Raw genomic sequence first — 14,273 nt, 5'->3', positions numbered from 1 at the left:
TAGATATAATGTTAATTTAATGTTTAAAGTGAGTGTCATATCACTCTGATAGCGCGAATCAGCTCACAAAAATACACGCTAACGAGGCATTTGCAAAATAAAATATCGACAACCACGTAACTATAGCTTTTCACGCTATTTTTTTGTTCCCCCCGGCCTCGGAGGGAACAGAAGTCACTGCTTACAGGATCTCAAGCAGCTCAACGTCGAACACCAGCGTGCTGAACGGAGGAATGGACGCGCCAGCGCCACGCTCGCCGTAAGCCAGTTCCTGAGGAATAGTCAGTTCCCATTTGGAACCTACCGGCATCAGGGTCAGCGCTTCAATCCAGCCAGGGATCACGCCGTTAACCGGGAATTCAGCCGGTTCGCCGCGTGCGACAGAGCTGTCAAACACGGTACCGTCGATCAGTTTACCGGTGTAGTGCACGCGAACGCGGTCAGTACGCGCTGGAATAGCACCTTCGCCCTGAGTCAGAACACGGAACTGCAAACCGGATTCAGTGCTGTTCACACCGTCTTTCTCACGGTTTTCTTCCAGATATTTGACGCCATCAGCCGCCATAGCCTGGAAACGCTCGCGACGTACTGCATCAGCGCGTTCGTGGATTTCACGCAGTGCGCGATGCACAACATCAACCGGCACTGCCGGGTGCTTACCTTCCAGCGCGTCAGCGATACCCGCTACCAGCGCTTCAGGCAACAGTCCTTCCAGTCCGGATTCGCTCAGCTGTTGTCCTACCTGCAAACCAATGCCGTAGCTTGCTTGCGCTTCGATAGTGTCAAAAGTCGGGTTAGCCATCATATTTCCTTTCATCGGATGTAAAGTAGCGGGCAGCATATCAGCCATGCCGCATCCGGTAAAACTTTGTCTCGGGAACAGATGACAAATCGCGAGGAAACATAAACAATAGGAATACCCCGCGTTGACGTCACGAAAGCGGGTAATATGACGAACATCATAGCATTAGCCATCTATACTCTATGATCGAGGAACGAGACGCGGAGCAGGAGGAAAGCCATGCCCGGGCGCTTTGAATTAAAACCAACCCTGGCGAAAATCTGGCATGCACCGGACAATTTTCGCATTATGGATCCGCTACCGCCTATGCACCGACGCGGCATTATAATTGCTGCTATCGTGCTGGTGATAGGCTTCCTGCTGCCCTCCAGTGACACCAGCGATGCCCCTGTGGTTACGCGTACTGCCCAGCTGGATTTACAGTCACAGTCGCAGCCGCCGACCGAAGCTCAACTGCAGGCACAGTTGGTCGCCCCGCAAAACGATCCGGGCCAGGTCGCTCCGCTTGCCCCAGAGCCAATCCAGGAAGGAGAACCAGACGCGCAGCCGCAGGCTCAGCAATCTCAGCCGCAAACGCAACCTTTCCAACAGGATAGTGGAATTGAGCAGCAGTGGCGCTCCTATCGCGTAGACTCGGGCAAAACGCTGGCGCAGGTATTCCGTGACCATAACCTCCCGCCAACCGATGTATACGCAATGGCGCAGGTTGAAGGTGCCGGAAAACCGCTGAGCAACCTGAAAGACGGCCAGATGGTACAAATCAGGCAGAATGCCAACGGCGTGGTAACGGGATTAACCATTGATACCGGTAATGGTCAGCAGGTACTGTTTACTCGACAACCTAACGGCAGTTTTATTCGCGCCCGTTAACCGGCACACCTGTAGACCTGATAAACACAGCGCATCAGACATCAAGGTGAAGCGTCAGCGCTTCACCTTGTTCACCCACCAGATCCCGGAACAGACCAGCACCAGCGCCAGCGCATATTTCCATTCGAGAATGTTTTCGCCGAGGAATATCGCCGACAGAACCGCCCCCGAAACCGGGATCAGGAAGTTAAACGGCGCAATCATCCCCACGCGGTTATGCTTGAGCAGAATACTCCATAACGCAAAAGCGACCGAAGAGAGTAACGTCAGGTAGCCCAGAATCGCCACTGAAGACGCGCCGTGTACGGTCAGCGTGCCACCAAAAGCGTAGCCGCCGATAACCAGCGCCAGACCGCCGACACCCAACTGATATCCTGTCATTACCGTCGGGTCTACCGTCTGAGAAATGCGTTTACCGTATAACGTGGCGGCAGAAAGAATAAAGGCCGCCATCACCACTGAACCGTCCCCTAACAGGCTGAAGCTAAAATCCAGTCCGCTGCTAAAGTTCACCACCATTACGCCGGTAAAACCCAGGATACAGCCCAGCACTTTGTTGTAGCTCAGCTTGTCGTTCTGATAGATAAAATGGGCCAGCAGCACGCTGAAGAAGGTGCCGGTCGCGTTCATGATCGACCCTTTTACCCCCGTCGTGAACGCCAGGCCAATATAGAAGAAGATGTATTGCAGCGAGGTTTGCGTCAGTCCCAACAGCGTGAGCTGACCGTACTGACGCGGGCTTAACCGGCCAATCGGTTTACGCTGCGCCACCGCCAGCAATAGCAGCAATAATCCAGCAAACAGGAAGCGATAGCCGGCAAAGACAATTTTTGAAGGAATGTCATCCGTGGCAATCTGGAAGATCTCATATCCGCTTTTGATCGCCGGATAGGCGCTCCCCCACAGCAGACAGCAGAACGCTGCGCTCAGGTAGACAACATTTTTACGCGCAAACAGAGGTTGGTGCGTTGGTTCCATTCCATCACCACTTTGAAATAATGTTTTATTTTTATGATTATCCCGAAAAGGATAAAGAATAGCCAGAGCGAAAAGCGGAGGGAACAGAAAAGCAAAACGCCGACACAAGGCCGGCGCTTTTACGCGGTAATCAGAATAAAAACTTATTCTGCAACTACGTTTACAGTCAGCTTAGCAAACACTTCGCTGTGAACCTGGAAGCTCACTTCGTGCTCACCAGTGGTACGCAGAACGCCGTTCGGCAGACGAACTTCGCTCTTAGCTACTTCAACGCCAGCTGCAGTTACAGCGTCAGCGATGTCGCGAGTACCGATGGAACCGAACAGTTTACCTTCGTCGCCAGCTTTAGACGCGATGGTTACGGTTTCCAGTGCGTTGATTTTCTCAGCACGAGCTTCAGCAGCGGACAGAACGTCAGCCAGTTTAGCTTCCAGCTCAGCGCGACGCGCTTCGAAAAATTCAACGTTTTTCTTGGTAGCAGGAACAGCTTTACCCTGTGGTACCAGGAAGTTACGAGCATAGCCCGCTTTAACGTTAACCTGATCACCCAGGCTACCCAGGTTTGCTACTTTATCAAGCAGAATAACTTGCATTACCTTATCCTCTCAAAGTCGTATTAATGGACCGTGACCGATTACTGATGACGATCAGTGTACGGCAGCAGGGACAGGTAGCGAGCGCGTTTGATAGCGCGAGCCAGCTGACGCTGGTATTTTGCACGGGTACCGGTGATACGGCTTGGGACAATCTTACCGCTTTCGGTGATGTAGTTTTTCAGCGTAGCGATATCTTTATAGTCGATCTCTTGAACGCCTTCCGCGGTGAAACGGCAGAACTTGCGACGACGGAAATAACGTGCCATATGGCTAGTCTCCAGAATCTATCAATTCAATCTGCTCGGCATGCAGAACCATTTTGCTCAGGCCGTTCTTTGCCTTGTGGCAAGAGATGAACCCCTGAACGGTCACTGCGCTACCGACCGTTATACTGTGAGTAATGGCCTGGTTTTCGTGTCCGCTAATAATAACGGGCATTTGGCACCACGCCTGCCGGTGAAACCCGGCTTCCTCCTGCACAGAACGATGCTCAAGCACGAACTGGCAATGAGGAATTCCTGATGGACTGACCTTTCGAAGGGGAGCCCTGCACACGGTGCCGGACAACGCCAGACGGTTGGTCATCAGAAATTACTCTTCAGAATCCCCAGCTTCAGCATCATCTGCGGTTTCGTTAGCGAAATCATCGCGACGTTCACGACGCTCGTCTTTCGCTTTAACCATCGGAGATGCTTCGGTAACAGCGTGTTTAGTACGCATAACCATGCTGCGGATAACGGCATCGTTGAAGCGGAAGGTAGTTTCCAGCTCATCGATCACTTCCTGCGGCGCTTCAACGTTCAGCAGAACGTAGTGAGCTTTGTGCAGTTTGTTGATCGGGTAAGCCAGCTGACGGCGGCCCCAGTCTTCCAGACGGTGGATCGTGCCTTCTGCACCAGTGATGGCAGCAGTGTAGCGTTCGATCATACCCGGAACCTGTTCGCTCTGGTCAGGATGGACCATAAAAACGATTTCGTAATGACGCATCGAATTGCTCCTTACGGATTATTCAGCCTCCTGTCTGGGTCAGCCGAGGCCCGGGGAGGCAAGGAACGTGTTAAAGGTCGGCTGAAAAATTGACGCGTCATAATACTGGCGCCTGCCACTAAACTCAAGGTAATTGTACGATTATTTATCGTGTCGCCATTAATACATATCCAGCAGCATTTTGACGCTGATGCAAATGGAGACAATGACAATCATGGGTCGGATAACTTTCTTGCCGCGCGTTAGTACGACCGTCGCGCCAAGACGTGCGCCGAGGGACTGCCCGGCAAACATCACCAGCCCCAGCGACCAGATCATTTTACCGCCAAAAATGAAGAACAATATCGAGGCGATGTTGGACGCCAGGTTAATAAAATTCGAGTGAATTTGCGCCTTATCGATGCTGTATCCCCACAGCAGGATATAGCTGAGGGTATAAAAGGAGCCAGCCCCGGCACCGAGAAAGCCGTCATAAAAACCAATGCATCCCCCGCCGATCAACGAGAAGAGAAACAGGGATACCTGCTGCTTTCTTTTCGGTTCGCTGAGATTTGGCGCAAAAATAAAGTAGATGGCGACCGCGATAATCAGGATCGGGAGCAGTTTCTTCAGCAGTTCCGGTTCAATGAACTGGATAAGCGTCGTTCCCATCGCAGAACCGATAAAGGCAGATAAAAACACATACTTGTGCTCCTGCACGTTGATATGCCCCCGGCGTAAAAAATAAATCCCGGAGGTCAGCGAGCTGCCCAGCGCCTGAATTTTATTGGTTGCCAGCGCATTCGCCGGGGGTAAACCAGAAATTAACAGTGCGCCAATCGAGAGAAAACCACCGCCGCCCGACACCACGTTAATAAAGCCTGCCACCAGCGCGACCATAAACATAATCACAAAGTAGCTGAAATCCATGAATGAAGTATCCATAAGTTTTTGCCTTATTATCATAAAGTTATATTAATTATCCGGCTCACTATAAACGGCGTACTCACCCGATTAAATTGACTATTTGGTAAGTGCTTATGCGCGAAAGACAGGTATTTTTCACCGCGCGGTACACACCAGCGGCCTGTTAATAAAAGAAAAGATGGTCATGCGGTAATTTTTTGAACAACTGCATCAGAAATGGTCGCTATCGACTGCGCCGGTAACGGTTAAAATTACATCAGAAGCTAATCACTCACAGGAGAGAGGCAACCAGAGACCGCAGTCGAGGAGGTACATATGCGAGCCCGTGTTTTGACCCTTCTGGCTATGCTTTTGCTTAGTGCAAATGCAACGGCAGCCATCAAAATTGACAATCATCAGGCCAGGAATATGGATGATGTGCAGAGCTTAGGCGTCATTTACATAAATCATAACTTCGCCACTGAAAGTGAAGCCACTCAGGCCCTGAATGAAGAGACCGATGCGCAAGGCGCAACCTACTACCACGTGATCCTCACCAGGGAACCCGGTAGTAACGGAAATATGCACGCCAGTGCAGATATTTACCGCTAGCACCAGAAATAACCAACGAGAACATTGCCGCAGTTTAATTTGCCCCCTTCACAGGGGGCTTTTTTTGCAACAAAGTCCCACAGCCAGATCAATAACATCCCCTGAATAATTGGGCTCCAGGACTTAGTCGTTACTTCTGTCCGTAATAGGCGTTTGGACCGTGCTTACGCATGAAATGCTTATTCATCAGATAGCTGTCGATGGGGCTAAGCGCCGGATTAATGCCACGCGCAATCCATGCCATTTTTGCCACTTCCTCCATCACCACGGCGTTATGTACCGCATCGTGAGCATCCTTGCCCCAGGCAAACGGGCCATGCTGGTACACCACTACGCCAGGCGTATGCAAAGGTTCCACCTCCCCCAGCGTTTCGACAATCACCTTACCGGTATTTAGCTCATACTCGCCCTGAACTTCAGCTTCAGTTAACGCCCTGGTGCAGGGAATATCGCCAAAGAAGTAATCCGCATGCGTCGTGCCGAGCGAGGGAATTGCCAGACCCGCCTGCGCCCATGCCGTCGCGTGGGTTGAGTGGGTGTGCACCACGCCGCCGAGAGAAGAATAGCGGCGATACAGCACCAGATGGGTGGCGGTATCAGAAGAAGGACGATAGCGCCCTTCCACTACGTTGCCGGCCAGATCCACAACCACCATGTCATCTACCTGCATCGTTTGGTAGTCGACGCCGCTAGGCTTAATCACCACCAGCCCGCGCTCGCGGTCAATGGCGCTGACGTTCCCCCAGGTGAACGTCACCAGCCCGTAGCGCGGCAAATCCATATTGGCCTCAAAAACCTGCTGTTTAAGTTTTTGCATTACACCGCCTCCACCAGACCTGCGCTGGCCATTCGCGCCTTCACCCAGTCGCGCGCCTTCGCGACTTCACGTGCCGGGTCGTCCGACGTTTCACTCCACATCTCAATCAGGTATGGTCCGCAGTACCCACTCTGTTTGAGCGTCGCAAAACAACGTTCGAACTCAACAACCCCTTCACCAAACGGCACATTTTTGAATACACCAGGTTTGGTATCCTTCACGTGTACGGCAACGATATGACCCATCCCAGCCTGCAGCTCCATCTGCACGTCGTTATCCCACGCCGACAAATTGCCAATATCGGGATACAGCTGGAACCACGGATTGTTGAGATAGTGGGCATAACCCAGTGCCTTGCTGATCGAATTCATCAGCGGATAATCCATGATTTCCATCGCCAGCGTCACCTGCGCGCGGCTCGCCATCTCCACGCTCTCTTTCAGCCCATCGCGAAACCGACGACGCGTTTCGTTATTGGCCTGCTGGTAATAGACGTCGTAACCCGCCAGTTGAATAACGCGAATACCGATATCCTGCGCAAACTGAATGGCTTTACGCATGATCTCCAGCCCCTGTTCGCGCACCGCATCATCTTCACTGCCAAGGGGGAACCGACGATGAGCGCTCAGGCACATGGACGGTACGCGTATCCCTGTCTCAGCGATAGCGGCCACCAGCGCCAGTCGCTGCTCGCGGCGCCAGTCAAGACGCGCCAGGCGATCGTCGGTTTCATCAACCGATATTTCAACAAAATCAAAGCCCAGTTCCTTCGCCAGCTGCAAGCGTTCCAGCCAGCACTCCCCGCCGGGGAGCGCTTTTTCATAGATACCGAGCGGGACCTGTTTCGACAACATAGTCGCTACTTATCCCCACAGTTGGGCGATGGAACGTTTGAACTGACGCGCAGCGTCTACCGGAGAGGCGGCATCGCGAATGCTGCGTCCGGCAATAAAGACGTGGATAGGGATCCCCTGGAACAGCGGCAGATCCTCCAGCGCCAGGCCACCGGTGACGGTGACCTTAAAGCCCATATCAGAAAGGCGTTTGATGGCGCTGATATCTGCCTCTCCCCACGCCACACCCGCCGCCTGCGCGTCACGGCTGCGGTGATATACTACTTGCCCAATGCCCGCGTCACGCCACTCCTGCGCCTGCTCCCAGGTCCAGTAACCAGTCAGTTCAATCTGCACGTCGCCGTTAAATTCTTTCGCCACCTCCAGCGCCCCCCTGGTGGTGTTGATATCCGCGCAGCAGATGACGGTAACCCAGTCAGCATTGGCTTCGAAACACATGCGCGAGAGGATTTTACCCGCGTCGGCGATTTTGGCGTCCGCCAGCACAATTTTATGCGGATAAAGCGTCTTCAGATCGCGTACGGCGCGCACCCCCTCTGCCACGCAAAGAATCGTGCCCACCTCAATGATATCGACCTCTTCGGCAATCAGACGCGTCGTTTCATAGGCGGAAGACATTGATTGGTTATCCAGCGCAACCTGCAACATAGGTAATGACATTTTGGTATCCTTTTAAACAGCCGCCGCAGTGGCGTTATCAATTAAATCCAGCACTTCCTGCGCGGTGCGGCAGGCGCGTAAACGGTCGAAATTGGCTTCGTCGTCAAAGAGATTCACGATCTGCATGATGCCGACTTCCTGATGTGTGTTGGCGTCTACTGCCGCCATGGTGATCAGGATATCGACCGGGTCGTTATCTTCGTGGTTAAACACCAGCGGTGTTTTCAGCGTCACCAGCGCAAAACCGGTTTTCTTGACCCCTTCCTCCGGACGGCCGTGCGGCATCGCCAGGCCGGGCGCAATCACGAAATACGGGCCGAATTGTTCGACTCCGTCGAGGATGGCCTGGTAGTAGCGTGGTTCAACCACATCAGCCTTAACCAGCAGATCCACGCTCAGCTTTACCGCTTCCTGCCAGGAGCTGGCCTCGGCCTGTAAAAGGATGGCGTTATTGTCTGCCAGCGAATCACGTAATTTCATAGGCCGCCTCCTTACTTCACGTCCTGAGGGAAATGCGCGTTGATCACTTCCAGCAGTTTTGGTCCAAAATCGGCGGGAGACAGCATGTTGCGTACGCCAACAACATATTTATTGCCCGATACGGTAATCTCACCGGCGATATGGGTAGAAGCGATGATGATATCCGCGCCGCTCAGTTCACTTTTGTATTCGCCTACTGCGCAACTGTTTACCGTATGGTCAATATTTGACTGGGTTAAAAACTGATCCACCTTCATCTTCATGATCATGGAACTCCCCTGCCCATTGCCACATACAGCCAAAATACGTACGGTCATAATCGGAACTCCTTATTAAGCAGAGTGTTCTGCCAGTTGTTTTTCTGCGTCTTCCTCAGCGCGCAAGGTGCGTCCTGCGAAAAACATATAAGCCAGTGCAATCAGAATAATGACGGCCATAAACACGATGCCGATGGAGGCAAAGCCCTGCATCATCGGCGGCGCCAGAATTGACCAGTCCGCCATGCCCATCCAGGCGCTCATACCGGTGAGCTTCACCGCCCAGACGCAGCCGAAGATTTCGATCATCCCCATCACTAGGCAAATCTTGAGCGCCGCGCGCCAGCCGCCAAAGTGGTTAGCAAACACGCCGATAGTCGCGTTCGAGAAAAACATCGGAATAAAGCCTGGGATAATCAGAATAGAAGAGCCGCAACCCACCAGGATGCCCACCGCAATCAGTTGGCCGATGGTGCCCCACATAAAGCCCCAGACCACCGCGTTGGGCGCAAAGCTATAAATCGCCGCGCAGTCGATAGCCAGCACTGCACCCGGGATCAGACGTTGAGAGATACCGTTGAACGCTTCTGAAAGCTCAGCAACGAACATACGTACGCCCTGAGTGATAATGAAAATAGCGACGGCAAACGAAAAACCGGTCTGCAGGATATAGACCGTCCAGTGGGTTTTACCCGCCATCGCCTGAACCACATCAATACCGAAAGAGAGCAGGATCGCGCCGAAGAAGAGGGTCATAACAATCGCGGTAGAAACGATGTTGTCATGGAAGATATTCAGCCAGCCCGGCAGCTTCAGATCTTCAACACTCTCCTCTTTCTTACCCAGATAAGGCGCGACTTTGTAGGCAATCCATGAAGCGAACTGCTGCTGGTGACCGATGGAAAAACCGCAGCCGTCGGTCACTTCCTGCGTCGGCTTGTACATCATATTGGAAGTAATGCCCCAGTAGAGCGACACCAGCACCGCGGTGCAGATGATGGTGGTCCACATCGGGTAACCGAAGATGTAGAGAGAGACGGCAATCAGGCCCGCCTGCTGGAACATTATGTGGCCGGTCAGCATGATGGTGCGAATGCCGGTGATACGCCGTAGCAGTACGTAACAAATATTCAGCGCCAGCGCCAACAGCACCGCATAACCCACCCAACTATAGGCATCGCCCATACGTTCGATGGTTGCCATCATGGAGGCATAGGTATCGGAAATCGCACCATTGATACCGTAAACTTCGGACATCTTCGCCACCACCGGTTTAAACGTGCTGGTCAGAATGCCCGATCCCGCTTGCAGCAACATAAAACCGATAATCGTTTTGATCGTGCCTTTGATAATAACGCTGACGCTTTTACGCAGCAGGATGTAACCAAGACAGGTCACAATACCCAACAGCAAGGGCGCGTTGGTCATAACCTGATTAAAAAAGACGGTAAAGATGTTGTAGAGGATCTCCATAACGATCTCCAGTAGACGAAGTTGCTGAACATTCATTACAGATGCCCAGGATGTTGTGCCCTCACTCTAATTTTCAAAAGTAATCACAACAAGATTGAATTTGATTAAATGTGATGCAGTACGCAAATAATTCACACACTTGCAGAGTGGCTTTACTTCTAATTAATCACTTCCAAAATAAACTCTATTAAAACAATAAAATACAAAACAAACACTCAAGTAAACCATCCTGTCACGCTGTGATTTGCTCACATTTCCCCGCTGAACACCAAAAATCAACGCATTGCCTTCTTGAAAAAATGATGTCAATATCAATCAAAACAAATCATAAATTGACTTAATCTGAATAAATATGAAGGTAAATGCGATGAGTAAAGTAAAAACCATCACGCGTGAATCATGGATCCTGAGCACATTCCCGGAGTGGGGAAGTTGGCTGAATGAAGAGATCGAACAGGAGCAGGTCGCCCCGGGCACATTCGCTATGTGGTGGCTTGGCTGTACCGGCATCTGGCTGAAGTCGGAAGGCGGGACGAACATTTGCGTCGATTTCTGGTGCGGGACGGGTAAACAGAGTCACGGTAACCCGCTAATGAAAACTGGCCACCAGATGCAACGCATGGCTGGGGTGAAGAAACTGCAGCCAAACCTGCGCACCACGCCGTTTGTTCTTGATCCGTTTGCAATTCGACAGATCGATGCGGTGCTGGCGACACACGATCATAACGATCACATCGACGTGAATGTCGCGGCCGCCGTCATGCAAAACTGCGCCGATGACGTGCCATTTATCGGGCCGCAAACCTGTGTGGATCTGTGGATGGGTTGGGGTGTGCCAAAAGAGCGCTGCATCGTGGTAAAACCAGGCGATGTGGTGAAAGTGAAAGATATTGAAATTCATGCGCTTGACGCGTTTGATCGTACGGCATTAATCACGTTACCTGCCGATCAAAAAGCGGCAGGTGTGCTGCCGGATGGTATGGATGCACGTGCGGTAAACTACCTGTTCAAAACACCGGGCGGTACGCTGTACCACAGCGGAGACTCGCACTACTCTAACTACTACGCAAAGCATGGCAACGAGCACCAGATCGACGTTGCGCTCGGCTCCTATGGTGAGAATCCGCGCGGGATTACGGACAAAATGACCAGCTCCGACATGCTGCGCATGGCGGAAGCGTTGAATACGAAAGTGGTGATCCCTTTCCATCATGACATCTGGTCAAACTTCCAGGCCGACCCTCAGGAGATCCGCGTACTGTGGGAGATGAAAAAAGATCGACTGAAGTATGGCTTTAAGCCGTTTATCTGGCAGGTGGGCGGTAAGTTCACCTGGCCGCTGGACAAAGATAACTTTGAATATCACTATCCGCGCGGCTTTGATGACTGCTTCACGATTGAACCGGATCTGCCGTTTAAATCCTTCTTGTGACCCCTACAAAATGCCGGGCTATTCCGGCATTTTTTCCCATTTACTTTAGTATTTCCAGGCTATTTCAAATATCATCTTTTCAAATCAATTTGTATCGGAATAGCTCATGACTGAAGCACAAAGACATCAAATATTGCTGGATATGCTGGCGCAGTTGGGCTTTGTTACCGTTGAGAACGTGATTGAGCGTCTGGGGATTTCACCAGCCACAGCACGCCGGGACATCAATAAACTCGACGAAAGCGGCAAACTCAAGAAAGTCCGCAATGGCGCAGAAGCCATCACCCAGCAACGTCCGCGCTGGACACCTATGAATCTGCATCAGGCGCAGAACCACGATGAAAAAGTTCGCATTGCCAAGGCCGCATCCCAGCTTGTAAATGCGGGTGAAAGCGTGGTGATCAACTGCGGATCAACCGCCTTCCTGCTTGGTCGTGAAATGTGCGGCAAGCCGGTGCAGATCATCACCAATTATCTGCCGCTGGCGAACTATCTGATCGACCAGGAGCATGACAGCGTGATCATCATGGGAGGGCAATACAACAAAAGCCAGTCCATCACGCTTAGTCCGCAAGGCAGCGAAAATAGCCTGTATGCCGGACACTGGATGTTTACCAGCGGTAAAGGGTTGACCGCGGACGGACTGTATAAAACCGATATGCTAACCGCGATGGCTGAGCAGAAGATGCTTAACGTAGTGGGTAAACTGGTGGTGCTGGTCGATAGCAGTAAGGTCGGTGAACGCGCGGGGATGCTGTTCAGTCGCGCCGATCAAATCGATATGCTCATTACCGGCAAAAACGCTAACCCTGAGATTCTGCAACAACTTGAAGCTCAGGGCGTAAGCATCATGCGCGTTTAAAGGTGCTGGCGAAAAAACGTTACCGTCGCAGCCAGCGCCTCTGGCGTGATGCGGTGGCGCACGCCCGCTTCCCACAGGCAGGTTAAATTGTTATCCCGCCCTGCCTGAATCAGCGCCTGCTGTAAGCGGAAGGTTTCAACCGCGGGCACCACATCGTCCTCCTGTCCATGCCACAACAGCAACGGTCGGTCGGCCAGCCGTTGTAGCTGATGCGTAACGTCCCATTCGGCGAGCGGTGCGATAACGGCATCGAACTCCGCCTGCTGCTCTGGCGTCTGGACCCGTAAAGGGGGAAAAAGCGTTTGTGCAAGACGGGTAAAATAGCCCGAACCCATCAGGCTGGCTACACATTTAACCTCGGGATGGCGGGCCATAATGCCCAACGCCGTCATGCCTCCCATCGACGCCCCCGCAACAGCAAGTCTTTCATCTGATAGCCAATTTTCCGCCACCAGCGCCGCACGTAACGTCGTAAACTCCTGCATGTTTTGCTGCAATATATGCCAGAAGCGGAACATTCGCTCCTGAGCATCACCGTTGAAGCGGGCACCATGGTCGGGCGCATCTGGCATGACAACCCGGAATCCGGCCTGAGCCAGAGCAACGGCAAAATAGCTATAGACCAGACTTGAAGATGTAAACCCGTGATAGAAAATAATGCAAGGGAGTGAACACTCGCGTTTACCAGCCGGAACGGCGTGCAGGACAGGGATACCAGCCAACTGTCGTGTTTCAATTTCAATCATTTGTCGCCTCTTTTTTTCTGGTATGCCATGCAGCAATACTTAACGCAAGCGAATGTGTTCGGCAATGATTCATAATGTTGAGAACTGGGTTACGCTTTCGCAACATTTTCATTCGAAAATCGCGTGAGAGATAACACTTCGGGAACATTCCCCTAAAGGGAAATTGATAAGGCACTACACTATGGCTATCAGGAAACGAGATAGAGTTATGCGTCGGTTTGCCTCTTTATTGCTGGTGATGCTTTTAAGCGCCTGTAGCGTGCTACAGGGAACGCCGCAACCCGCACCGCCCGTTGCCGACCACCCGCAGGAGATCCGCCGTGACCAGAGTAATGGGTTACAGCGAATAGGAACGGTCAGCGCACTGGTAAGAGGCTCTCCGGATGATGCGCTGGCAGAGATCCGTGACAAAGCCGTCGCGGCTAAAGCTGATTACTACGTGGTTTTATTAGTGGATGAAACCATCGTGACAGGCCAATGGTATTCACAGGCTATTTTGTATCGTAAATAACATTGGGTTGGAATTTAGTCAGCTTTACATTGCTTTGCGCCGCTATGCGTTTACCTGTGCACAATAAACCAACAGCAGGAAGCTTGAGGTTTATGATCGCGATGGAATGCCCTGCCGTGTGTAGGGGTACGAATAATGGAGCTGACGATGAAACAATCACTTGCCTTATCCTCACTGCTGCTTTCTGCCGGACTGGTAGGTACTACGGCGCAGTCTGCCGAGTTCGCCAGTGCTGACTGCGTTACAGGCCTGAACGAAATTGGCCTGATATCTGTCAGTAACATTGCAGGGAATCCGCAGGATGTAGAACGAGTAGTCGCGTTAAAAGCGGATGAACAGGGTGCCTCATGGTATCGGATCATTCAGATGTACGAAGACCAGCAGCCCGACAACTGGCGCGTACAGGCCATACTCTATGCTTAACAGATCGCCGGATGGCGTAAACTTATCC

Annotated in this window: 20 protein-coding genes; 6 read left to right on the top strand and 14 right to left on the bottom strand. The window is 52.0% G+C overall.

Annotated elements, in window-relative coordinates; genetic code table 11:
* Positions 1-181: 181 nt before the first annotated feature.
* Positions 182-802, bottom strand: coding sequence for an FKBP-type peptidyl-prolyl cis-trans isomerase (gene fklB, locus ABIE10_RS13315; RefSeq protein ID WP_029139741.1), 621 nt, complete (start codon positions 800-802; stop codon positions 182-184).
* 219 nt (positions 803-1,021) lie between these two features.
* Between fklB and ABIE10_RS13310 the strand changes: the two genes are divergently transcribed.
* Positions 1,022-1,672: a LysM-like peptidoglycan-binding domain-containing protein gene (locus tag ABIE10_RS13310; RefSeq protein ID WP_016151435.1), complete on the top strand. Its 651-nt coding sequence runs from the start codon at positions 1,022-1,024 to the stop codon at positions 1,670-1,672.
* A 54-nt stretch (positions 1,673-1,726) separates the two neighbouring features.
* Here ABIE10_RS13310 and ABIE10_RS13305 read toward each other — a convergent pair whose 3' ends face one another.
* From ABIE10_RS13305 to ABIE10_RS13280, 6 genes are all read right to left on the bottom strand, one after another.
* Positions 1,727-2,650 (bottom strand): DMT family transporter, encoded by a 924-nt coding sequence (locus ABIE10_RS13305; protein ID WP_019078212.1) that lies wholly within the window; start codon positions 2,648-2,650, stop codon positions 1,727-1,729.
* 143 nt (positions 2,651-2,793) lie between these two features.
* Positions 2,794-3,243, bottom strand: coding sequence for a 50S ribosomal protein L9 (rplI, locus tag ABIE10_RS13300; RefSeq protein WP_003025676.1), 450 nt, complete (start codon positions 3,241-3,243; stop codon positions 2,794-2,796).
* Between the two features lie 41 nt (positions 3,244-3,284).
* Positions 3,285-3,512 (bottom strand): 30S ribosomal protein S18, encoded by a 228-nt coding sequence (gene rpsR, locus ABIE10_RS13295; protein WP_000135199.1) that lies wholly within the window; start codon positions 3,510-3,512, stop codon positions 3,285-3,287.
* Positions 3,513-3,516: 4 nt separating this feature from the next.
* Positions 3,517-3,831, bottom strand: coding sequence for a primosomal replication protein N (gene priB / locus ABIE10_RS13290; RefSeq protein ID WP_003025674.1), 315 nt, complete (start codon positions 3,829-3,831; stop codon positions 3,517-3,519).
* Positions 3,832-3,837: 6 nt separating this feature from the next.
* Positions 3,838-4,233, bottom strand: coding sequence for a 30S ribosomal protein S6 (rpsF, locus tag ABIE10_RS13285; RefSeq protein ID WP_016151433.1), 396 nt, complete (start codon positions 4,231-4,233; stop codon positions 3,838-3,840).
* Between the two features lie 159 nt (positions 4,234-4,392).
* Entirely contained in the window at positions 4,393-5,157 is a 765-nt protein-coding gene (locus tag ABIE10_RS13280; RefSeq protein WP_016151432.1) for a TSUP family transporter, read from the bottom strand.
* Positions 5,158-5,454: 297 nt separating this feature from the next.
* On the opposite strand from ABIE10_RS13280, the gene yjfY reads away from it, so the two are divergent.
* The gene (yjfY, locus tag ABIE10_RS13275; protein WP_016155520.1) at positions 5,455-5,730 is read left to right on the top strand and encodes a DUF1471 family protein YjfY; all 276 of its coding nucleotides are present in this window, start codon (positions 5,455-5,457) and stop codon (positions 5,728-5,730) included.
* A gap of 130 nt (positions 5,731-5,860) precedes the next feature.
* Here yjfY and ABIE10_RS13270 read toward each other — a convergent pair whose 3' ends face one another.
* Genes ABIE10_RS13270 through ulaA form a run of 6 tightly spaced genes read right to left on the bottom strand, consistent with a single transcriptional unit; the run spans position 5,861 to position 10,271 of the window.
* Positions 5,861-6,547 carry an L-ribulose-5-phosphate 4-epimerase gene (locus tag ABIE10_RS13270; RefSeq protein ID WP_094761021.1) on the bottom strand — a complete coding sequence of 229 codons (687 nt, stop codon included), beginning with the start codon at positions 6,545-6,547 and terminating at the stop codon, positions 5,861-5,863.
* On the bottom strand, positions 6,547-7,401 hold the full coding sequence (locus ABIE10_RS13265) for an L-ribulose-5-phosphate 3-epimerase (RefSeq protein ID WP_016151429.1): 855 nt from the start codon (positions 7,399-7,401) through the stop codon (positions 6,547-6,549). The genes ABIE10_RS13270 and ABIE10_RS13265 overlap by 1 nt, the downstream gene beginning before the upstream one ends.
* Positions 7,402-7,410: 9 nt before the next feature.
* Positions 7,411-8,061, bottom strand: coding sequence for a 3-keto-L-gulonate-6-phosphate decarboxylase UlaD (locus ABIE10_RS13260; RefSeq protein ID WP_216404145.1), 651 nt, complete (start codon positions 8,059-8,061; stop codon positions 7,411-7,413).
* 12 nt (positions 8,062-8,073) lie between these two features.
* The gene (gene ulaC, locus ABIE10_RS13255) at positions 8,074-8,541 is read right to left on the bottom strand and encodes a PTS ascorbate transporter subunit IIA (protein WP_016151427.1); all 468 of its coding nucleotides are present in this window, start codon (positions 8,539-8,541) and stop codon (positions 8,074-8,076) included.
* An 11-nt stretch (positions 8,542-8,552) separates the two neighbouring features.
* Positions 8,553-8,858, bottom strand: coding sequence for a PTS ascorbate transporter subunit IIB (ulaB, locus tag ABIE10_RS13250; protein ID WP_016151426.1), 306 nt, complete (start codon positions 8,856-8,858; stop codon positions 8,553-8,555).
* A 15-nt stretch (positions 8,859-8,873) separates the two neighbouring features.
* Entirely contained in the window at positions 8,874-10,271 is a 1,398-nt protein-coding gene (gene ulaA / locus ABIE10_RS13245; RefSeq protein ID WP_016155515.1) for a PTS ascorbate transporter subunit IIC, read from the bottom strand.
* Between the two features lie 367 nt (positions 10,272-10,638).
* On the opposite strand from ulaA, the gene ulaG reads away from it, so the two are divergent.
* Both ulaG and ulaR read left to right on the top strand, forming a co-directional pair.
* On the top strand, positions 10,639-11,703 hold the full coding sequence (gene ulaG / locus ABIE10_RS13240; protein WP_429156004.1) for an L-ascorbate 6-phosphate lactonase: 1,065 nt from the start codon (positions 10,639-10,641) through the stop codon (positions 11,701-11,703).
* A gap of 106 nt (positions 11,704-11,809) precedes the next feature.
* Positions 11,810-12,565 carry an HTH-type transcriptional regulator UlaR gene (gene ulaR / locus ABIE10_RS13235; protein WP_003025646.1) on the top strand — a complete coding sequence of 252 codons (756 nt, stop codon included), beginning with the start codon at positions 11,810-11,812 and terminating at the stop codon, positions 12,563-12,565.
* Here ulaR and yjfP read toward each other — a convergent pair.
* Positions 12,562-13,311, bottom strand: coding sequence for an esterase (gene yjfP, locus ABIE10_RS13230; protein WP_429156002.1), 750 nt, complete (start codon positions 13,309-13,311; stop codon positions 12,562-12,564). The genes ulaR and yjfP overlap by 4 nt on opposite strands.
* A gap of 181 nt (positions 13,312-13,492) precedes the next feature.
* Here yjfP and bsmA point away from each other — a divergent pair, with 181 nt between their 5' ends.
* Both bsmA and yjfN read left to right on the top strand, forming a co-directional pair.
* Positions 13,493-13,822 (top strand): biofilm peroxide resistance protein BsmA, encoded by a 330-nt coding sequence (gene bsmA, locus ABIE10_RS13225; RefSeq protein WP_029139740.1) that lies wholly within the window; start codon positions 13,493-13,495, stop codon positions 13,820-13,822.
* 147 nt (positions 13,823-13,969) lie between these two features.
* Positions 13,970-14,245 (top strand): DUF1471 family protease activator YjfN, encoded by a 276-nt coding sequence (gene yjfN / locus ABIE10_RS13220; RefSeq protein ID WP_016151420.1) that lies wholly within the window; start codon positions 13,970-13,972, stop codon positions 14,243-14,245.
* Positions 14,246-14,273: the final 28 nt, after the last annotated feature.

Source organism: Citrobacter sp. 506, assembly GCF_050434985.1.
Taxonomy (GTDB): domain Bacteria; phylum Pseudomonadota; class Gammaproteobacteria; order Enterobacterales; family Enterobacteriaceae; genus Citrobacter; species Citrobacter braakii.
This window is presented reverse-complemented; position numbering and strand designations above follow the sequence as displayed.